General features: G+C 70.3%; 13 protein-coding genes. 6 read left to right on the top strand and 7 right to left on the bottom strand.

Features of this window, described 5'->3' with window-relative positions; genetic code table 11:
* Positions 1-187 precede the first annotated feature (187 nt).
* Positions 188-1822: a hypothetical protein gene (locus G6O69_RS10710; protein ID WP_172303416.1), complete on the top strand. Its 1635-nt coding sequence runs from the start codon at positions 188-190 to the stop codon at positions 1820-1822.
* Here G6O69_RS10710 and G6O69_RS10705 read toward each other — a convergent pair.
* From G6O69_RS10705 to aroA, 3 genes are all read right to left on the bottom strand, one after another.
* On the bottom strand, positions 1807-3015 hold the full coding sequence (locus tag G6O69_RS10705; RefSeq protein ID WP_172303415.1) for an amino acid deaminase/aldolase: 1209 nt from the start codon (positions 3013-3015) through the stop codon (positions 1807-1809). The two genes, G6O69_RS10710 and G6O69_RS10705, sit on opposite strands and share 16 nt — an antisense overlap.
* Before the next feature lie 198 nt (positions 3016-3213).
* Complete coding sequence (locus G6O69_RS10700) at positions 3214-4638, bottom strand: TRAM domain-containing protein (RefSeq protein WP_172303414.1); 1425 nt, start codon at positions 4636-4638, stop codon at positions 3214-3216.
* Positions 4625-6022 (bottom strand): 3-phosphoshikimate 1-carboxyvinyltransferase, encoded by a 1398-nt coding sequence (aroA, locus tag G6O69_RS10695; protein ID WP_172303413.1) that lies wholly within the window; start codon positions 6020-6022, stop codon positions 4625-4627. The genes G6O69_RS10700 and aroA overlap by 14 nt, the downstream gene beginning before the upstream one ends.
* 225 nt (positions 6023-6247) lie before the next feature.
* On the opposite strand from aroA, the gene G6O69_RS40050 reads away from it, so the two are divergent.
* The 4 genes from G6O69_RS40050 (at position 6248) to G6O69_RS10675 (ending at position 12282) form a co-directional block, all read left to right on the top strand.
* Positions 6248-7009, top strand: coding sequence for a hypothetical protein (locus tag G6O69_RS40050; RefSeq protein WP_255215758.1), 762 nt, complete (start codon positions 6248-6250; stop codon positions 7007-7009).
* A gap of 162 nt (positions 7010-7171) precedes the next feature.
* A complete protein-coding gene (gene boxC / locus G6O69_RS10685; protein WP_172303412.1) occupies positions 7172-8884 on the top strand; it encodes a 2,3-epoxybenzoyl-CoA dihydrolase in 1713 nt (570 codons plus the stop codon).
* Positions 8885-9050: 166 nt separating this feature from the next.
* Positions 9051-10478: a benzoyl-CoA 2,3-epoxidase subunit BoxB gene (gene boxB, locus G6O69_RS10680; RefSeq protein WP_172303411.1), complete on the top strand. Its 1428-nt coding sequence runs from the start codon at positions 9051-9053 to the stop codon at positions 10476-10478.
* 88 nt (positions 10479-10566) lie between these two features.
* Positions 10567-12282, top strand: a complete 1716-nt coding sequence (locus G6O69_RS10675; protein WP_172303410.1) for a hypothetical protein — start codon at positions 10567-10569, stop codon at positions 12280-12282.
* Between the two features lie 1227 nt (positions 12283-13509).
* On the opposite strand, the gene G6O69_RS10665 is transcribed toward G6O69_RS10675, so the two are convergent.
* From G6O69_RS10665 to G6O69_RS10650, 4 genes are all read right to left on the bottom strand, one after another.
* The gene (locus G6O69_RS10665; protein ID WP_172303408.1) at positions 13510-14331 is read right to left on the bottom strand and encodes a hypothetical protein; all 822 of its coding nucleotides are present in this window, start codon (positions 14329-14331) and stop codon (positions 13510-13512) included.
* A gap of 124 nt (positions 14332-14455) precedes the next feature.
* Entirely contained in the window at positions 14456-15223 is a 768-nt protein-coding gene (locus G6O69_RS10660; RefSeq protein ID WP_172303407.1) for an alpha/beta hydrolase, read from the bottom strand.
* Between the two features lie 110 nt (positions 15224-15333).
* Positions 15334-16194 (bottom strand): SAM-dependent methyltransferase, encoded by an 861-nt coding sequence (locus G6O69_RS10655; protein ID WP_172303406.1) that lies wholly within the window; start codon positions 16192-16194, stop codon positions 15334-15336.
* Positions 16187-17305: an RNA polymerase factor sigma-32 gene (locus G6O69_RS10650; RefSeq protein ID WP_172303405.1), complete on the bottom strand. Its 1119-nt coding sequence runs from the start codon at positions 17303-17305 to the stop codon at positions 16187-16189. Before G6O69_RS10650 ends, G6O69_RS10655 begins: the two co-directional genes overlap by 8 nt.
* A 107-nt stretch (positions 17306-17412) precedes the next feature.
* Between G6O69_RS10650 and G6O69_RS10645 the strand changes: the two genes are divergently transcribed.
* The gene (locus G6O69_RS10645) at positions 17413-20607 is read left to right on the top strand and encodes an MXAN_5808 family serine peptidase (RefSeq protein WP_172303404.1); all 3195 of its coding nucleotides are present in this window, start codon (positions 17413-17415) and stop codon (positions 20605-20607) included.
* The last annotated feature ends 77 nt before the right edge of the window (positions 20608-20684 follow it).

Below are 20684 nucleotides of genomic sequence, written 5' to 3'. Positions count from 1 at the left end.
AGCACCAAATACCCAAGGATCTCCAATACGTGAGTTGACGAGGCGGCAGTTTTGGGCGCGTCAGCTCTGACATGGATGTCAGGCATGACGGAGGTGCCCCGATCGAAAGATCGAAAGTGCGCCTCGAAGGGGACTCGAGGCGAGCTCTCGTCCCCCTCCCGGGCACGGCTGCTAGGCTGTCCAGAGCTTGCGAGTCACGTTCAGCCAACGATCCCCCACGAAGATCAGCGCAGACACCTACCTGGTCGTATTTCGAGCCCCCCGCCGCGGCCTCCTCCAGCTCCCCCTGAGCACGAAGCTCCACCCGGACGCGGCCAGCATGGTCTCGACGCGCCCGGAGGCCATCACCTGGCTCGAGACGCGCTCCCTGCCCACGCCGCGGATGCTCTGCTACTGCCTGGGCAAGCAGCCCGAGCCTTGGGATCCGAGCCTCGAGTACCTCAACGGCCACGCGGGCAGCCTCGGCCGCGAGACCTGGGCGATCCAGGAGCGCCGGGCCGCGCGGGTGGCTGGCGCTCAGATCGAGCGCGCCTGTGATCTGCTCGGCTCGAAGCAGGTCGCGCTGATCGCCTGGCCGGAGGACATCGATCCGAGCTTGGTGGTCGAGGGCATGCTGCTGCGTGGCCACGACGCCCGGGCCTGGGAGCGCAGCGAGCCGACCCCGGAGAATTGCTCGGACAGCAGCCTGCGGCGGATCAGCGTGTGCGCGCCCGACCCGAACCCAGACCCTGCCCTCGGCCCGCGGCTGCGCGAGCGCGTGGCGGTGACCGAGGCCACCAACTTCGCCCGCGTGCTCGGCGATCTCCCGAGCAACCACGGCGCCGCCGCGGACATCGTCTCCCGGGTCCGCGCCGAGCTCGAGCGCCGCGGGGCCCGGCTCCAGCTGTCGACGATCTCCGCCGCCGAGGCCGAGGCCGCGGGCATGGGCCTGTTCACCGCCGTCGACGCGGGCGCCCCCAGCCGCGGCTGCGTCCTCCTCCTCGAGCACCGCGGGCGAGCGCGCGCGCAGACAGACGATCGAGCCGAAGAGATCGAAGAGACTGAAGAGACCAAAGAGACCGAAGAGATCATCGAGCCCGTCGACCTCAGCTTGGTCGGCAAGGGCATCACCCACGACACCGGCGGCTACAACCTCAAGGCCGGGCCGACCCTGCACGAGCTGACCCACGACAAGTGCGGGGCCACGGCGGTGATCGGCGCGATGCTGGCCATCGACGCCCTCGGCCTGCCGATCGACGTGCTCGCGATGTGCCCGCTGACGGAGAACTGCGTCGACGCCCTGGCCTACAAGCCCGGCGACGTGCTGCGGGCCTGCGACGGGACCACGGTCTACGTCGAGGACACGGACGCGGAGGGGCGCCTGGCCCTCGCGGACACCTTGGCCTGGCTGCGCGAGCACGGGCCCGAGGCCGCGCTCACCGTCGACGTCGCGACCTTGACCGGCTCGATCCACGCCGGCCTGGGCGAGGCCTACGCGGGGCTATTTTGCAACGAGGACCGGGCCCGCGCCCTGCTCGAGGCCGCGGGTCAGCGCAGCGGCGAGCTGCTGTGGCCGATGCCGATCCACGAGCTCCACGAGCGCGAGCTGCTCCACCACAAGGCGGACCTGCGCAACGTGGGCGCGCCCTTTGGCGCGGCCAGCTCGGCGGCGGCCTTCTTGCGCGCCTTCGTGCGCTCCCCCTGGGCCCACCTCGACATCGCCGGCAAGTCGCATACGGAGTTCGCCCGCGAGTGCTTTGGTCCCGGGGCGACGGGCTACGGCGTGCGCCTGCTCGTCGAGCTCGCCCGGGGGATCCTGGCCGACGCTCACAGCCAGCACTGACCCTCGCCGCGGTAGGTCGGGACGACGTCGACGACCTCTCCGGCGCGGATCAGCAGCAAGCTCGAGAAGCGCTCGCACAGCTCGCCTGCCTTGGCGTGGCGAAAAAAGACCGGCTCGCCGAGGGCCAGCTGCACCCGCGAGGGGAAGGCCACGGGGGTCTGGACCTCGCCGGCGCCCTCGTGCTCGAGCAGGCGCCCGCCGGGGGGCAGCCAAGGCTGCGGGAGGCGGTCGTCTCCGCCGGGCCCCGAGGCCACGTAGCCCCCGCCGGCGCAGGTCACGATGGTCTGTGTGGGCCGGCGAACAACGGGCAGCGCGAAGCCGGCCGCGGGGTGGTGCGCGAAGCTGCGGTAGTGATCGAAGAGCGTCGGCGCGAACAGCCCCGAGCCCGCGCTGAGCTCGGTCAGCGACGCGTCCTCGCGGCTGCTCTCGAGGCTGCCCGTGCCCCCGCCGTTGACGAGCGCGAGCGCGAAGCCCTCGCCGCGCAGGGCCTCGACCGCCGCGCGGCGATGCGCCTGCAGGGCGAGGATCCCCGGCCCCGCGGCGGCGCGCACGAGCAGGTTGCGGGCGCGCTGGCCGGGGAGGTCGTCGGGGACGCCGGCGATCTGCGCCTCGTAGCCCATCAGCCCGACCAGCTTCAGGTGCTCGCACTCGGCGATCAACGCGGCGAGCTCGAGCAGCGCCTCGAGGTCCCGCAGCGGCGAGCGCCGGACCCCGAGGTGCAGCCCCGGCAGCTCGTTGGACACGTCGAGGTCCACGCACAGCTCGAGCGGCCGCGCCGCGAGCCCGCCGGTGATCGCCGCCGCGACCAGGCGTTCGAGGAGCAGGACCTGATCCCGATCATCGACCATCAAGCGAATGCTCGCCCCGCGAGCGACCCCCTCGATCACCGCCGCGAGCTCGAGGCGCTCGACGCTGGGATAGGCGACGAGGATGTCGTCGAAGCCCTGGTCGTGGAGCCACGCGGCCTCGCCGGGGGAGTAGGCCATGATCCCCGCGAAGCCCTCGCGCGCGAGCACGCGGCGCAGCAAGGCGACGCAGCGCAGCGACTTGCTGGCGACGCGCAGCGCCTTGCCGCCGGCACGCGCGACCAGGGTCTCGGCGTTGGCGTCGAAGCGATCGAGGTCGACGAAGGCGCAGGGCAGGCGGCGACCGGCGATCGCCCGGCGCAGACGCTCGTACTCTCGCGTGCCCATGTCTGGACCATTGTAGAGCCCTCGGGGGCGGCGAGCGACACGAGATCCGCCTGGCACTCGAGCCGCTGTGCAGGCAGCGAGCCAGCCTCGCGGCGGGACGATGTGTTGGGTCTTTTGAGAAGGGTGGGAAGGCTCGTGCCGAACAGGCCGCGGTGTACTGCTCGAAGCAGCACGCCTCGGGAACGATCGGGAAACCGATCACACGGACCGACGCTCCAACCGAGCCACCAGCTCGAGGTGCGGCGTCTGAGGCAGCGTGTCGTGAGCCAGCAGCTCGACCACCTCGTAGTCCGGTCCGAGGCGCTCGAGGTCCTCCGCCAGGGTCTTGGCGTTGCAGCTCATCAGGTGCAGACGCGGCGCCCCCAGGCGACGCAGCGACTCGCACACCCTCGCCCCCAGCCCCGCGCGGGGCGGGTTCGCAACGACCAGCTCGGGCCTCGCCTCGCCCGCGCCCGTCCAGCTGTCCAAGAAGTCCGCGACCTCCGTCGGCGCCACGCCCAGGGCCGCCGCCGACTCCGGGTAGGCCTCGCAGGGCACGACCTTGGCGAAGCGCCGACGCAAGGCCGCGGTGGTCAGGCCGGCCCCGGCGTAGAGGTCCATGGCCAGCTCGCCGCTCGTGTCACGGACCAAGTCGGCGTAGGCCAGGGCGGCCACCGCCGGGTTTGGCTGCAAGAAGCCCAGCGGGCCGACCTCGACCGCGCTCGGGCCGAGCTCGCCCACGCTCACGTCGTCCTCGCCCTCGCTGAACTCGCCCGCGCTGAAAAAGGGCACCCGCAGGCGCTGTTCCCCTCCCAGAGGACGGGGCGCGTCGCCGCGGATCGCATTTTGCTCCCCCGACTGCACGCTCCAGGCCACGCCCGCCACGTCCTCGCGGGCCGCGGCCCACGGCCCGAGCTGCCTGGCCGCGGGACTGTCTTCGCTGCCGGTGATCAACGTCAAGAGCACCCGCTCGCCGTCGGTCTTGGCCCACAGGTAGCGCAGGTCGCCCTTCGCCTGGTCCCTGCCGCGCCACGGCTCGATGCCCAGGGCCTCCGCCTGCGCCTGCAGGGCGTCGAAGACGGCGACGATCTTGGGGTGGTCGACGAGGCAGCCGCGCATGTCGGCGACGAAGGGCTTGCCGCCCCGACCGCCCTCGCGGCTACCAAAGATCAGCGCGCCAGGTCGCCCCGAGACCACCCGCTTGCTCGACCAGCGATAGCCAAACTCCTCGCCCCCGCGCACGCTCCCCGGGGCCAGCGCGAGGCCGTGCTCGCGGACCACCAGCTCGCGCTTGGCCTCGCGCTGCGCCGAGATCTCGACGGCCATCAGCGGGCAGCCCTCGCAGGTCGAGCGCGTCGACTCGAGCCGCGCTTGCTCGACGCTGCCTCGGTAGTCTCGGTGGCGCGCACAGGGCAGCGCCCGACGCTGCGCCGCGAGGCGCACGAGCGCGGACAGTCGGCCGTGGATCCGCGGCTGGTGACGTGCGACGGCCTCGATCCGTACCTTTGCCACGTCCCCCGGCAGCGCCCCGGGGACCAGCAGCGTGCGCTCGCCGAGCGTGGCTTGGCCGTCGCCGCGGCTGGAGATCCCGGTGATCTCGACCTCGAGCTCGTCGCCGACCTTGGGCGCGTCAGTCGGCCGCATCGTCGTCGCCCTCCTCCGACTGCGACGCCGACTCGAGCTCGGGCTCGGGCGCGATCATGCCGAGGCCATCGAGGACCTCGAAGTACTCTGGGAAGGTCTTGGCCACGCAGCCCGGGTCCGCGATCCCCACGTCGCCGACCAGGGCGAAGGCCATGGCCATGCGGTGGTCGCGGTAGGTGTCGATGACCACGCCCCGGCGCAGGCCCCCGGCCGGCGGGTGGATCTCCAGGCCGTCGTCGAGCTCGCGGACCTCGGCCCCGAGCTTGCGCAGCTCGGTCGCGCCGGCGGCCAGGCGATCGCTCTCGTGGTGGCGAAGAATCTCGACGCCGCGGATCTGCGTGGGCCCCTCGGCGAAGAGCGCCACGACGGCGGCGGTCAGGGTCATGTCGGGCATGTCCGTGAGATCCAGGGTCTGGCCGCGAAGCCCTCCCCCACCCCCGCGCACGGTGGTGCGCTCGCGGTCCTGCTCCCCCTCGGCGCCAAAGGCCGCGAGCACCCGCCAAAATTGGGCGTCGCCCTGGAGGCTCTCGCTGCCGAGATCCGGGATCGTGACCTCACCCCCGTAGATCGCCGCGAGAGCCAGGAAGTAGCTGGCCGCCGAGGCGTCGGGCTCGACCACGAAGCGCGTGCACGGGCGCAGGGCCCTGGGCTCGACGCGCAGGCGCTCACCGGGACCTTGGTGTTCCCCGGAAGAAACCCACCGCGCGCTGCCTCCAAAAGCAGCGAGGGTCGCCATGGTCATGTCCACGTAGGGCCGCGCTGGCGTGCCCTCGCGCAGGACGATGTCGACGCCCTCGCGGCTCGAGCTCCCGGCAAAGATCAGCGCCGAGACGAACTGCGAGGAGGCCGGGCGATCCAGAGTCACGGTGCCACCTGGCAGACCGCCCGCCACCGGACGAATTCGCAGTGGCAGCGTGTGCTGCGCATCCTTGTAGCCAATGTCGGCCCCGAGCCCACGCAGCGCCTCGAGCAGCCCCCCCATGGGTCGCTCCCGCATGCGCTCGCTGCCGTCCAAGAACACAGATTCCCAACTCGGCGCAGGCGCAGCCGCGAGGGCCGCTGTCAAAAAGCGCGCCACCGTGCCCGCAGTGCCGACTTCGAGATCGAGATCACCAACACTACGGCCGAGCCCCGCCCCCACGCCGGTCACACGCACACCTTCCGCCAGGGTCGAGCCGACGCGCGTGACCACCAGGCCCATCGCTACGAGACAATCGAGCATCAATTGCGTGTCTTCGGCGTCCAGGCAGCCGATGACTTCGCTGGTCCCATCGGCCATCGCCGCGAAGAGCAACGCGCGGTTGCTGAGGCTCTTCGACCCCGGCGGTCGCAGGGTCGCTCGGATCGGTCCACGAGGTGCTCGCAGGAGTAGGGGATCGCGCACCCGCGGAGAATAGCCGCCCGCTCCGCCGATGCCCCCTGCGGTCAAGCCGCGCTCCTACACCTCGCCGTGAAATTGTGAGCTCGTCTTGGTAAAATGGTCACTACATCCTGCCCCTACCCACAGTCAGGATAGGCAGACAACCCAAAAGCCGCTAGATCGCTGGCCATGACGCGCGGAGCAAATCGATCGGGATTCGGGGCCCTAGTGGCGGCCCTCGTCCTACCGATGCTCAGCCTGAGCGCGACCAGGACGCCAGCCGAGACCGCCCCGGGCGAGGGCGAGTCGACGCGCGAGCCCGCGGCCGCGATCGATCTCGAAGCGGATCACGCTCGCGAAGCGGATCATGCTCGCGAAGCCGATCATGCTCGCGAAGATCGACCCGAGCCCACCGACGCGCGCGACACCCTCGCGCGCGCGCCGATCCGCGCGCGCTCGGAGGACGACTGCCAGGGCCGCTCGGTCAAGGTCGCAACCAGCCCCGCCGGCGACATGGTCGTCTGCGACGACGTCCACGACCGCACCTGCGAGCAAGACCTCGAGCAGCTGTGCCCCGTGGGCTGGGGGCTTTGCTCTCACGCGCAATACGTCACCCGCAACGACCGCTGGAGCTACCGCGTCGACGCGCGCACGGTCGTCGCCGCCGAGATCTACGATCGCCAGGACGGCAGCCCCGCGCACTTCGTCGTCGGCCCCTTCGACGATCCGGGCACCCTCGGCGCCGACATCCCGCTCAACTGTGGTTTTGGTAGCGCGCGCCCGCAGCTCGATGGCGGCGAGCTCGACTCGACCGCGATGGGCGGCATGGGCTGCAACGAGCGCCACGCTCAAGCGCTGTGCTGCGCACCTTCACCGACCTGCGGCAACGGTGTCGTCGATAGCCCCGACGAGCAGTGCGACGACGGCAACGACGACGACGGTGACGCGTGCTTGAGCAGCTGCAGCTGGCGAGAGCCCGGCGCTCATGGTGAGTCGGGTCGCGGCTGCTAGAGCGGCGAGCCCCGTGTGCGAGCGCACCGGCGAGCGCGCGACCGGTCGTCCCAAAAAGGCCGAGAAACCGTGTGCACTCGCACGAATTCGGCATTTTACCGTGTGACGACACACGCGGACATACGACCCTAAGTTCGCCGCAGCCTGCTATTTTTTCGGGACATGGGGCAGCCCGACGCAGCGCAGCATGAGCCCGTCGACTTCGAGACCCACCCTTCGAAGTACAAGCACTGGAAAGTCAGCCACGATGGGCCCATCGCCCAGGTGGTGATGGACGTCGATCCGGAGGGCGGCCTACGCCCCGGCTACGAGCTCAAGCTCAACAGCTACGACCTGGGGGTGGACATCGAGCTCGCGGACGTCGTGCGACGCATGCGCTTCGAGCACCCGGAGGTCCGCACCGTGCTGATCTCTTCGGGCAACGACCGGGCCTTCTGTGCCGGCGCGAACATCTCGATGCTCGGCGCGAGCACCCACGCCTGGAAGGTGAACTTCTGCAAGTTCACCAACGAGACGCGCTGCGAGCTCGAGGACGCCACGGACAACAGCGCCCAGGTCTACGTGGCCGCGTGCAACGGGACCACGGCCGGCGGCGGCTACGAGCTCGCCCTGGCCTGCAAGGAGATCTACCTGCAAGAGGACGGCAGCTCCGCCGTGAGCTTGCCCGAGGTCCCCCTGCTCGGCGTGCTCCCCGGCACCGGCGGGCTCACGCGCCTGGTCGACAAGCGCAAGGTCCGGCGTGACCTCGCCGACGTGTTCTCGACCACCGCCGAGGGCGTCCGCGGCAAGAAGGCCGTCAAGTGGGGCCTGGTCGACGGCAGCTTCCCGCGCTCCAAGTTCGAGGTCGCCGTGCGCGAGCGGGCCGAGGTCCTCGCCAAGCAGGCCGCCAGCGGGCTCGGCGACGAGCCGCGGGTGGGCATCAGCTTGAACCCCCTGAAGATCGAGGCCAGCGAGGACGGCAACCACCGTCACTACAGCGCCGTGACCTTCGACTGCGATCCCGAGACGCGGATCGCCACCTTGGTCGTCCGCGGCCCCAGCGAAGAGGACCTCGCCCTGGTCGAGAAGGGCCCCGCGGCCCTGCACGCGGCCGGCGACGCGACCTGGGCCCTGCGCGCCTATCGGGAGCTCGACGACGCGATCCTCCAGTTGCGCGTCAACCACCTCGACATCGGCCTGGTGCTGATCAAGGTCGAGTGCGACGTCGCCCGGACCATCGCCTACGACCAGGCGCTGCTCGACGCCGCCGACGCGGACAAGCACCCCGGCCAGCCGACCTGGCTCGCGCGCGAGATCATCGGGCTGATGGCCCGGACCCTGCGCCGCGTCGACCTGACCAGCCGCTCCTTCTTTGCGATCGGCGAGGCCGGGACCAACTGGGGCGGCAACCTCTTCGAGCTCGCCCTGGCCAGCGACCGCTTCTACCTGCTCGACGACCCCGACAGCCCGGTGCAGGTCGGCCTCTCGCCCCTGTCCTGGGGGCCGCTGGCCATGAGCCACGGCCAGCCCCGCCTCGCGGTCCGCTTTTATGGCGAGCCCGACAAGCTCGAGGGGCTCCAGGGCAAGTTCGCGGCCATGAGCGCCGAGGAGGCCGACGAAGCCGGCCTGGTCACGGTGCTCCTCGACGACATCGACTGGGACGACGACACCCGCGTGGCCATCGAAGAGCGCGCGAGCCTCTCGCCCGACGCGCTCACCGGCATGGAGGCGAACCTGCGCTTCCCCGGCCTCGAGAACTGCGACTCCAAGATCTTCGCGCGGCTCACCGCCTGGCAAAACTGGATCTTCATCCGGCCCAACGCCACCGGCCCAGAGGGCGCGCTCACGCTCTACGGTCGCCCCGAGCGCCCCCGCTTCGATTGGGAGCGGGTCTAAACCCGCCCCACAAAGTTCCTCCCACCACATCGAACATCCACCTGCTCCGCGTGCGCGGCGAGCGTCCATCCACGGCGCCTGCACGCTCGGGTGTTCTTTGACCTCGTTTCGACTTCATCGCCCCAACCCAGCGCCCCGCTCCCACCCCGCAGCCAAGGACCCAGACATGACGGCAAGCACCTCGGTCGACCTCAACGCCAAGATCCCCAACAACGTCGGCCTCGCCCACGACAACAAGCTCCGTCGGGCCCTCGAGAAGTGGCTGCCCGGATACCTCGAGTGGTGGAACGACATGGGCCCGACGGACTTCGCCGACAAGCCCGTCTACCTGCGCACGGCGATCAGCGTCGATAACGAGGGCTGGGCCAACTACGACTACGTGAAGATGCCCGACTACCGCTGGGGCATCTTCCTCAACCCGCGCAACCCCGACGACTCGCGGATCCGCTGTGGCGACGACGCCGGCGCGCCCGCCTGGCACGAGGTCCCGGGCGAGCACCGCAACGCCCTGCGGCGGATCATCGTCACCCAGGCCGACACCGAGCCGGCCTCGGTCGAGCAGCAGCGCCTGCTCGGGCACATGGCGCCCAGCCTCTACGACATGCGCAACCTGTTCCAGGTCAACGTCGAGGAGGGCCGGCACCTGTGGGCGATGGTCTACCTGCTGCACAAGTACTTCGGCCGCGACGGCCGCGACGAGGCCGACGAGCTGCTCAACCGGCGCAGCGGCGACCCCGACAAGCCGCGCATCCTCGGCGCCTTCAACCAGCCTTGTGACCACTGGCTGAGCTTCTTCGCGTTCACCATGTTCACGGACCGCGACGGCAAGTATCAGCTCGCCGCCCTCGCCGAGTCCGGCTTCGACCCGCTCTCGCGGACCACCGAGTTCATGCTCACCGAGGAGGCCCACCACCTCTTCGTCGGCCAGACCGGGCTCCAGCGGATCATCCAGCGCAGCGCCGAGCTGTTCAAGCAAGACCCCAACAACGACGTCCGCGCCCAGGGCGGCATCGACTTCGGGCTGATCCAGCGGACCATCAACTACTGGTTCACCTACAGCCTCGACCTGTTCGGCGGCGAGGTGTCCAACAACGCCGCGGACTTCTTCGGCGCCGGCCTCAAGGGCCGCTACCGCGAGGCCAAGAAGTACGAGGACCACAAGGCCGTCTCGGGCAACTACATCCTGCCCATGGTCGAGGACGGCAAGCTGATCGACCGCGACATCCCGCTGCGCAACGCGATGAACGCCGTGCTCCGCGACGAGTACGTGGCCGACTGCGAGAAGGCCCTGCGCAAGTGGAACCGCGTGCTCGAGCAGGAGGGCCTCGACCTGCGCCTGAGCCTGCCCAGCCCGCGCTTTCACCGGCACCAGGGCATCTACGCCGGGCACCACTTCAACCCGGCGGGCGAGCTGATCTCGGCCGAGCAGTTCGAGGCCAACAAGGACAAGTGGCTGCTCGTCCCCGAGGACAACGACTACCTGCTCTCGATCATGAAGCCCGTCTACGAGCCCGGAAAGTTCGCCAACTGGATCGCCCCGCCCAGCCGCGGGATCGAGGGCCAGGGCCCCGAGTTCGAGTACGTCAAGCTCTGAGCCCGACAGGCCGCGCAGGCGGCCAAAAAGCGCCCCACGAGCCGCCTCGCGACGACGTCGCCAGGCGGCTTGTCCTATCATGGGGACCTTGGCCGAGACGAACACGAGCGCGAGCGAGACGCCGGCCACGAGCGAGGCTCCGATGTCGACCGAGGCCTCGACCCCGACCTCGAGCGACGCCGACGCTCCGAGCGCGCGAAGTCGCGGCTCGGTCCTGCTGCTCCTCGCCCTGCTCGCCGCCGCCCTCGTATTTGGCCTCGCGCTGCCCGGCGACTTCGTCCTCGACGACATCCCCGCGGTCACGCGCTCGACCTGCGTCACCGGCCCGCTCTCCCTGACCGAGATCTTCAGCCACAACTTCTGGTGCCAGGACCCGGCCGTCGCCAACGTCGACGCCTGGCGCCCGCTCCCGGTGCTCGCCTGGAACCTGGCCTGGAAGCTCGGCGGCGGCGACCCCTTCCCCTTTCACCTGCTCGGCTGGCTCGCCCACCTGGCCTGCGTCGCCCTTGTCTGGCGCCTCGGCCAGCGCCTGAGCCTCCCGACCCCCGCCCCTGCCCTGGCCGCGCTCTTGTTCGCGCTGATGCCGATCCACGTCGACGCCGTCGCCAGCATCGTCGGCTTCGCAGACGTGCTCTCGACCCTGGGCGTGCTCGTGGTCGCCATCGCCTGCCTCGCCCCTCGCCGCGCCAGCTGGGCCCTGGTCGCGCTCGGCAGCCTGATCGCCCTGGGCGCCAAGGAGAGCGGGGCGATCATCGCCCCGCTGGCCATCCTCGCCTGGCTGCTCGCCCCCCGCTTCGCCCCCCGCTTCGCCCCCAAAGAGACCCACGAGTCGAAGGCCAAAGCACCCGCGCACCTTCGCCCCCTGCTCGCCGCCCTCGCCATCGCCCTCACCTCGCTCGCCCTGCTCGCCCGCGCCCGCGTCCTCGGCAGCTGGACCGCCCAGCACATCACCTTTGGCGTCAACCCGCTGCTCGACGCCCCAGCCTCGATCCGCCTCACCGCCCCCTTTGGCCTGTGGACTCACTACCTCCAGGTCGCCCTCCTCGGCACCCCGCTCAGCGCCGACCACAGCTACGACGCCATCCCCCTCACCGGCCCCGAAGGCTGGCTTCGCGCCGCCCTCGGCCTCGCCATCGTCCTCTTCCTCGCCACCTGGGCCGTGGCCAGCTGGCGTCGCCGCCAGGCCACCCGCGCGTGGCTGATCGCCTGGCTGCTCGGCGCCGGCGCCCTCGCCTGCCAGCTCTTCACCCTCCTCCCCGCCATCTACGCCGAGCGCCTCTTCTACGGCGCCAGCGTCCCCCTGACCCTGCTCGCCGCCGAGACCCTCGCCCCCCTCCTCCAGCGCCGCCTCCCGACCATCGCCCTGCTCGCCTACCTCACCCTCCAGGCCACCCTCAGCGCCGCCCACACCCACGCCTGGACCAGCGAAGACGGCATCACCGCCATCACCGTCGCCGCCAGCCCCCGCAGCGCCCGCGCCCAGGTCTGGCGCACCCGCGTCCTCCTGCGCGCCGGCGAACCCGAGCGCGCCCTCATCCACGCCGACATCGCCTCCGACATCCTCCCCGACTGGGGCATCCCCGACGCCCTCGCCGGCAGCGCCCTCGACTCCCTCGACCGCCCCGCCGAGGCCGCCCAGCGCTTCGCCCAAGCCACCAAGGTCGCCCCCCAGGAGCCCGAGGTCGCCGATCTCGCCATCCAATTCCTGCTTCGCTACGGCCACCGCGCCCAGGCCCGAGCGATCTACGCCAGGCACCAACAAGCCCGCGGCGGCGCCCCCGTCCCCTGGGTCACCCGCCCCTGAGCAGAGCCACCGCTTCAAAAACTCTGCCCGAGCGGAGTCTTCTCTCCCCAGCAGAGCGCCTCTCCTCGAGCAGAGCCCTCGGCGTCTGCTCTTCTCCAAACCAAGCGGCGCCTTCCTCCTCGGCCAGAGCGCACCATCCTCCAAAGAGAACCCCCTCTCTCCTCCGAGCAGAGTTCCCTTTTCCGAGCAGAGTTCCCTCCTCCGAGCAGAGTTCTCTGACCTTCGGGCAAGAGCTGGGTCGCCGGACGAAGCGGCGACGCCGACTTGGTGCTCGAGGACGCTCTCGTCTCGCGCGAGCACGCGCGCCTTTATCGATCGCCTGGCAAGCGATGGCTGCGAGACCTCGGCTCGCGCAACGGAACGTTGATCAACGGCGAGCCCGTGCAGCACCATCGGCTCCAGATCGGGGATCGTATCTCCATCCCCGCCAACTTTCTGCGCGTCGAGTCGGTGCCCACGGATCACCTCGAGCGCGCGACCCGAAACGAAGAGACGAGCACCGTCTCCCAGCAGAGCGTCTCTCCCAGCAGAGCGTCTCTCCCAGCAGAGCATCTCCCAGCAGAGCATCTCCCAGCAGAGCATCTCCCAGCAGAGCATCTCCCAGCAGAGCATCTCCCAGCAGAGCGTCTCTCCCAGCAGAGCATCTCCCAGCAGAGCATCTCCCAGCAGAGCATCTCCCAGCAGAGCATCTCCCAGCAGAGCATCTCCCAGCAGAGCATCTCCCAGCAGAGCATCCCCCAGCAGAGCATCCCCCAGCAGAGCATCCCCCAGCAGAGCATCCCCCAGCAGAGGCGCCTCCTCCCAAGAGAGCCATTCTCCGTCGCATGCGACGGGGTCCCCCATCGCCAAAGACGCGCACAAAAGGGCCAGCAGGGGACCCTCAGGGCGAGTTTAGCGAACGCAGCCCCCCCTCGACGCGCGCCCCGTCATCAAAGGAAGGCAATCGCTCTGCGCAGAGACGGTCGCAGTCAGCGTCTGTCTGAGGCCTGAGGGTCCCCTGCTGGCCCGTGCGCGTGCTCGCCGACCAAGACATCCCCCGCCAAAGACCACCCCAGAGCCCCCTGACAAGAGAGCCCCCTGACAAGAGAGCCCCCTGACAAGAGAGCCCCTGACAAGAGAGCCCCCTGACAAGAGAAGCCCCCAACGAGAAGAGCCCCCCGACAAGAGAAGCGCCCAACGAGAAGAGCCCCCCAAACGAGAGGCCCCTCCCATCAAACTCGCCACCCCCTACTCCCCGTAATTATCCGTCAACTCGAACAAGTGATTCCAAGTCGCACAATCATCCAAAGCCAACCAGTTCAACTCATGATCCACCACGAACACAGACGGCCAACACCCAAGCTGCACATAGTCCGGCACCATCGGCACGTCCCCCTCCACCATCACCGGAATATTCTCATTGGGATACTGCGCATCCCAAGCCGCCGCGTTCTCCACCGTCGTCGCCTGCCCGCTGGCGTCCTGAACCAGCGCCGTCGCCCAGATCACCTTGCCCCCGTTGATCATCGTACGCAGATCCTCCCCCAGCCCCCCGCCAAAGGGATCGTCCGTGCTGTCGCTGGAGAAGTAGCTCGACACCTCGTTGCACGGCCCACACCACACCGCCGCCACGTCGAGGGCGATCGGCGTCCCCAGCCACTGGCAGAAGCTGACCTCTTCACCGTTTTGGTCGAGCGCGGTGATGTACTTGACCGGCGCGCCGACCTCGAGCGCCCCCCAGCCCGGGTCGTTTTCGCAGTCGACGACGCCGGTGTCCGTCTCGCCGGTGTCCGTCTCTCCCGTGTCGGTCTCTCCGACATCGGTCTCTCCGACGTCGGTCTCTCCGCTATCGGTCTCCCCGACGCCGGTCTCTCCCGTGCCCGCGGAGGTCGACTCCGAGCTGGTATCGCTCTCGCCCGCGGAGGTCTCGGCCCCGGTGCCTTCGTCCTCGTTGCCGTCATCGGTGCCGTCCTCGTTGCCGTCATCGTTGCCACCCCCGTCGTCGCTGGGGCAAGCGGTGAGCAGGACCAAGGAGGGGATCACAAAGGAGATACAGGTGAATCGTCGCATGATGTCTACCAGGTAAGCAGCTCGGACGAGCCTAGCAGAGGATCACGGCGCCCGTGGCCAACACTGTCGTCGACCACGGGCGCAGGGTGCCCCGACGCCTCGGGGCTCGACGAAGACAGCCAGCTCAGGCCAGCAGCGCGGCCAGCTTCTCGCCGGCGACCGCTGGGGTCTCGACGTGCGGATAGTGGCCAGGCCCCGGCTGATGCACGAATTTCGCCCCGTCGATGCGCTGAACGAGCATGGAGTCGAGGACCTCGGGCGGCAAGAAGGGGTCGTCGGTGCCGTAGACGAAGGTCTCGGCGCGGATGTCCTTCAGGCGATCCGCGAAGCCGCCCGTGGTCCAGGCGTGAAAGGACTGCTCGATGCACGCCTTGCTCACGGTCGCCGCCGAGCGCAGCAGGAGCTCGCGGCCGGCGTCGTCGAGCTGCAAGCAGGCCATGCCGAGGATCGTGTTTTGAGCCTCGGGGTTGTCGTAGGCGCTGAGGAAGAGCCCCGCGGCCTCCTCGGGCAGGGGCAGGCCGGCGGCGGGGACCGAGCACAGCAAGACCAGGCGTGCCACGGCCTCGCCGAGCGCGGCGGCCGCGACCTGGGCGATCAGCCCGCCCATGGAGTGCCCGACGATCGAGAAGCGCTCGAGGCCCTCGGCCTTGGCCAGCGCGGCGACGTCGTCGGCGTACTGCTCGATGCCGTAGCCGCGCTCGGGCTTGGCCGACTCGCCGGTCCCGCGCTGGTCGGGGATGAAGAGCTGGAGGCCGGCGCCCGTGAGCGCGTCGGTGATCGCGTTCCAGGCCGTGCCGTCGGTCATCCAGCCGTGGACGAGGATGACGGGCTTGCCCTCGCCGAGGACGCGGTAGTGAATGTCGAGACCATCGCTGCTGGTGAATTGGGGCATCTGAGGGGGATCCTTGCTCATCGAAGACGTCGAACCGTCGCGCCCAGGCTACCTGGTTTGCGGCCGAGATTGTTGATGATCAGGCCCAGGCCCCAGCACACCTTGAGAGATCAGCCGCGCAGCCGATCGTAGAGCGCCCGGGCGTCGAGGCCCGTGAGCGCGGCCAGAGCCTTGGCGCGCGCCCGCGGCTTGAGGCCGGGGTCGAGCATGACCTCGAGGGCTGCCCGGGCGCCGGCGATGGCGGGATCGAGGGCGTCCTCGCTGGCCTCGCCCGCGTCGGGGCAGCCCGCGAGCACGACCGTGACCTCGCCGCGCAGGGCCTCGTCGATCCGCCCGGCGAGCTCGTCGACGCTGCCGCGGAGGATCTCCTGGTGGCGCTTGCTCAGCTCCCGGGCGATCACCACCTGGCGAGCGCCGACCTCGGGACCGAGCCCGACGAGGTCTCGCAGCAGCGCCGGCGTGCGGTTGCCGGCCTCGTAGATCAGCGCGGCCCCGCGCGCCTGGGCCAGGTCGTCGAGGGCCGCCCGCCGCTCCTTGCCGGCCCGCGGCAAGAACCCGCAAAAGCGCGCGCCCTCGGCCGCGAAGCCCGACAGCGCCAGGGCGCAGCTCGCCGCGGTCGGCCCGGGGATCACGTCGACGGCGAAGCCAGCCGCGACGGCGGCCGCGACCAGGGTGCGGCCGGGGTCGCTCCAGACCGGGAGCCCGGCCTCGCTGACGAAGGCGACCCGCTCGCCGCGCTCGAGGTGCTCGAGCAACATGGCCTGACGCTCGTGCTCGTTGCCGACGAAGCAGGACACCCGCGGCGGCAGCTGCTCGTCTTCTGCCAGCGGCGCGAGCAGGCGCTGGGGCGAGCGCGTGTCCTCGCACAGCAGCAAGTCGGCCTCGAGCAGCGCGCGGCGAGCCCGAGGCGGCAGGTCCTCGCGGTTGCCCAGGGGCGTCCCGACCAGGATCAGCTGCCCGGGCTCAGTCATGGCCGAGGGCGATCTGCACGGCGTCGCCGAGCTCTTCTTGCAGGTACGCGCGCAGCCGCAAGACCATGCGCTTTTCGATCTGCCGGGCGCGTTCGCGGCTGACCCCCCAGCGGTCGCCGAGCTCCTGCAAGGTCACCGGCTCGTCGGAGACCAGGCGATCCGTGAAGATCTCGGCCTCGCGCCCCTCCAAGGTCGCGCCGAACACCCGCAGCTTGTCGGCGAGCATGCGCTTGAACTGCTGCGAGCTGACCTCGCCCTCGGGGTCGGCGTCCTCGTCCTCGAGCACGTCCATGCGCGTGCGCGCCCCGGCCTCGTCGTCGCTGCCCAGCGGGGCGTTGAGCGAGGCGTCGGGCGCCCCCATGCGCTTTTGCATCTCGACGACCTCCTCGGTGGACACGTCGAGGCCCTTGGCGATGTTCTCGGCCGTGGGGTCGACCCCGGCTCGGACCAGGGCCTCGCGCTGCTTGCGGAGGTTGAAGAAGAGCTTGCGCTGGTTTTGGGTCGTGCCGATCTTGACCAGGCGCCAGTTGTTGAGGATGTGCTTGAGCACGTAGGCGCGGATCCACCAGCCGGCGTAGGTCGAGAGCTTGACCCCGCGGTAGGGGTCGAACTTCTGGACCGCCTTGATCAGCCCGATGTTGCCCTCCTGCACGAGGTCGAGCAGGTTCTGGTAGCCGCGGCGATACTCGTTGGCGATCTTGACGACCAGGCGTAGGTTCGAGGTCACCAGGCGCTTGGCCGCGTCCTGATCCCCGTCCTCGACCCAGCGCACCGCGAGCGCGTGCTCCTCCTCGCGGGTCAGCAGCGGGTGGCGGCGAACCTCGCCCATGTAGGCGGCCATCGGGTCGCGCAGGGCCAAGGCGGTGGTCCCCGCCGGAGCGGCCGAGGGTCGCCGGCCCAGGGAGGCCTCGATCGCGTCGAGCTCTTCGTCGGAGGCCGGGGCGACGTCGCCGAGGGCCTCGGCCTCCGCGGCGTCGGTCTCCGACGCGTCATCGCCGGACGACGAGGCGTCATCGTCCTCGTCGACCTCCACGACCGCCGGTAGGGTCTCGCCGCGCTTCGCCGGGAGCGTCGCGCCCGCGTCGCGCGTCTTGGGCTCTCGCTTGCCCATCGCAGCGGAGTCTACGCCAGGGGAGGGCCGCCCGATAGCCTCCAGCGCGCGGCCTCCACCCCCCAAACGAGGTGGCTCGGGCCGTGCGCGCGCACTACACTGGTCCGGTGCGCGAGAGCAGCCGAACCCGCCGTCGACGCAGCCTGCCCACCCCCGCCGTCGTGCTCGGCTCTTTGGCCCTGGCCCTCGGCCTGACCGCCGTCGGAGATCGCAGCGCCCAGGCCGGGCGCGGAGATCTCGGCGAGCACGCGCGCCTGTCCCAGGATCGAGACCCCACGCAGCTGCGCGTCCTCGACTGGACGCTGTGGAATGTCAGCAAGTACTACGTCGAGCCCAAGCGCGTCGACCCGGCGGCCATGACCCGCGCCGGCCTCGAGGCGCTCGAGGCCGTGATCCCCGAGGTCCTCGTCCAGCCCGCCGAGACCGAGGGCAAGGTGACGATCCGCGTGGGCACGACCGAGCGCGAGTTCGATGCCGACGCCGACGCCCTGTGGGCCGTGGGCCCGCAGATCCGCGCGGCCCTGTCCTTCGTCAACGACCACGCCAGCCTCGACGAGGACGCCCAGCGCGATGCCGAGTACGCCATCGTCGAGGGCGTGCTCTCGACCCTCGACCCGCACACCAACCTGCTGCGCCCGGCCTCCTACGAGGACATGCGGACCAACACCGCCGGCCACTTTGGCGGCCTGGGCATCGAGGTCGGCATGCGCGAGGGCGAGCTGACCGTGCTCCGCGTCCTCGACGGCAACCCCGCGGCCAAGGCCGGGCTCAAGACCGGCGACCGCATCGTGCAGATCGACGACGAGTCCACGGTGACCATGACCCTCAACGAGGCCGTGGGCCTGATGCGCGGGCCCGAGGGCAGCCAGGTCGCGATCTACGTGCGCCGCGAGGGGGTCGACACGCGCAAGAAGTTCCTGATCGAGCGCGCGCTGATCAAGCTCGACAGCGTGACCGGCGACGTGCTCCCCGGCGAGGACGCCCAGGGCCGCGCCGCCAACATCGGCTTCATCCAGATCCCCCGCAACTTCGCCCAGACCACCGGCGGCGAGCTGCGCGACAAGCTGCGCGAGTTCGAAAAGCAGGGCGTCCAGGGCCTGGTCCTCGACATGCGCGACAACCCCGGCGGCCTGCTCAACGCCGCCGTCGAGGTCACCGACGCGTTCATCGAGGCGGGGATCATCGTCGCTACCGAGGGCGAGTCCTCGCCGCGCGAGGAGAGCAAGGCCACGCCGGACTATCAGTTCGCGGATGTGCCGGTGGTCGTGCTCGTCGACCAGGGCTCGGCCTCGGCCACCGAGATCGTCGCCGGGGCCCTGCGCAACCTCGACCGCGCGGTGATCGTCGGCCGGCGCACCTTCGGCAAGGGCTCGGTCCAGGTCCTCCACGATCGCCGCGTGGCCGACACCGAGCTCGCCCTCAAGCTGACCATCGCCCAGTACCTGACCCCCGGCGACGTCTCGATCCAGTCCGTGGGCGTGAGCCCCGACCTCGAGACCATGCCCGTCTACGTCGGCCGCGAGGGCGTGGCCTACTACGGGCGCAAGCGCTTCGACCTCGTGCGCGAGGAGGCGCTCTCGGCCCACCTCGAGAACGGCACCGCCCAGCAGCAGCAGATCACCGCCGGGCCGCTCTACTTCCTGTCCCAGGGCTCCGTGGGCGTCGGCGACGAGGTCGACCCCAGCGAGCCGCCGCCGCGCATCGAGCTCGAGGACGACGCCAACAAGCGCGCGCAGATGCTGCTCCAGGACCCGGAGATCCGCGTCGCCCGTGACCTCGCGCTGTGGGCCCCGAGCCCGCGGCGCAGCGACATCCTCGCGGCCCTGCCTCAGTTCATGGCCGAGCAGGCCAAGATCGAGGACCAGCGCATCGCCAAGAGCCTGGCCAGCAAGAAGATCGACTGGGCCGCGGGCCCGGCCCCCGCCGCGAGCCAGGGCAGCCCGCTGCTGAAGGTCTCGCTCGCCACCGACAAGCCCGGCAACGCGATCCGCGGCGGCGACTCGGGCGTGCTCACGGTCAGCGTGACCAACACTGGCACGACCCCGGCCTACCGCGTGCGGGCGATCTCCGACAGCGACTACAACTACTTCGACGAGCGCGAGCTGCTCTTTGGCCGCATCGAGCCCGGCGAGACCAAGACCGCCGAGCTCAAGCTCTCGGTCTCGGCCCACGAGCTCTCGCGCACGGATCGCATCGACTTTCACCTCCACTCGCAGCACGAGGCGCCCCTCGCCCAGGGCTCGCAGACCTCGATCGACATCTCGGCCCAGGGCATCGAGCGGCCCAAGTTCGCCTACGGCTACCAGGTCATCGACGACCCCAAGCTGAGCCTGGCCAAGGGCGGCAAGACCGGGGACATCTCGGGCAACGGCGACGGCCTGCTCCAGGTCGGCGAGCGCGTGCACCTGCGGGTGTGGGTGCAAAACGCCGGGCCGGGGGACGCCCAGGACGCCCGCGTCCAGCTGCGCAACGGCTCGGGCGACGCGGTCTTCCTGCACACCGGGCGCGGCAAGGTCGGTGAGCTCGCCGTGGGCGCCTCGGACTTCGTCGAGCTCGATCTGGAGGTGCAAAAGCCCGTCGAGGAGGTCGCCCTGCAGATCACCGTCGCCGACAACAAGATCGGCGAATACGTCATGGACGAGGTCGTGTTCCCGGTCCGCCAGGCCATGAGCTTCTCGGGTGAGGAGGGCGGCGCGACCTTGCGCGAGGCCGTCGACCTCTACGCGGCGCCCTACGAGGGCGCGCCGCCCCTGGCCCACGCCGAGGCCGGAGCCCGCTTCACCTCCCTGGGCAGCGCCGACGGCTGGCACAAGCTCTCCTTGGGCAAGGGCCAGGTCGCCTTCGCCCGCGACGAGGCCCTCGAGCTCGCGGCCAAGGGTCCGCGTCGCCCCGGCGCGAGCTCGGCGGTCTACGCCGTGTCTCCGCCCAAGGTCCGCCTCGACGCCGTCCCCGGGCAGACCAGCGAGACCAAGGTGACGATCTCCGGCCTGGCCGTCGACGACAGCGAGCTGCGCGACGTCTACGTCACCGTCTACAACCCGGCGCGAAACCTCTTCGGCAACCCCGAAAAGGTCTATTATGTCGCCAGCCCGAACCCGAGCACGGGCAAGCTCGAGTTCCGCGCGGACGTGCCGCTGACTCCGGGCAACAACATCATCGAGATCGTCGCGCGCGAGAACGAGCAGGTCAGCGGGCGCGAGCGCATGTGGGTGTTGCGGACTTCCGGTCTCGCCGAGGCCCGAGCGGCTGAGGCGCAATTCGAGAGCAACCGGAAGCTCTCGGTCGATACCTTCAACAATTAGCGTTTCGCTAAGTTGTCATGTGCCCCGGGCTAGCCCGGGGCACTTGGTGAAGCTCGCGACTCCGAGCACACTTTTGA

It is taken from the genome of Pseudenhygromyxa sp. WMMC2535, assembly GCF_011083025.2.
The sequence above is the reverse complement of the archived record's forward strand: the minus strand, read 5'-3'. Positions and strand labels throughout refer to the sequence as shown.

What these genes read in the sequence shown, in the direction of transcription:
- G6O69_RS10705 (WP_172303415.1), bottom strand. Translation starts at nt 3,015, where the DNA reads ATGGGCACGCGAGAGTACGAGCGTCTGCGCCGGGCGATCGCCGGTCGC.
- G6O69_RS10700 (WP_172303414.1), bottom strand. Translation starts at nt 4,638, where the DNA reads ATGCGGCCGACTGACGCGCCCAAGGTCGGCGACGAGCTCGAGGTCGAG.
- G6O69_RS40050 (WP_255215758.1), top strand. Translation starts at nt 6,248, where the DNA reads ATGCTCAGCCTGAGCGCGACCAGGACGCCAGCCGAGACCGCCCCGGGC.
- boxC (WP_172303412.1), top strand. Translation starts at nt 7,172, where the DNA reads ATGGGGCAGCCCGACGCAGCGCAGCATGAGCCCGTCGACTTCGAGACC.
- boxB (WP_172303411.1), top strand. Translation starts at nt 9,051, where the DNA reads ATGACGGCAAGCACCTCGGTCGACCTCAACGCCAAGATCCCCAACAAC.
- G6O69_RS10665 (WP_172303408.1), bottom strand. Translation starts at nt 14,331, where the DNA reads ATGCGACGATTCACCTGTATCTCCTTTGTGATCCCCTCCTTGGTCCTG.
- G6O69_RS10660 (WP_172303407.1), bottom strand. Translation starts at nt 15,223, where the DNA reads ATGCCCCAATTCACCAGCAGCGATGGTCTCGACATTCACTACCGCGTC.
- G6O69_RS10655 (WP_172303406.1), bottom strand. Translation starts at nt 16,194, where the DNA reads ATGACTGAGCCCGGGCAGCTGATCCTGGTCGGGACGCCCCTGGGCAAC.
- G6O69_RS10650 (WP_172303405.1), bottom strand. Translation starts at nt 17,305, where the DNA reads ATGGGCAAGCGAGAGCCCAAGACGCGCGACGCGGGCGCGACGCTCCCG.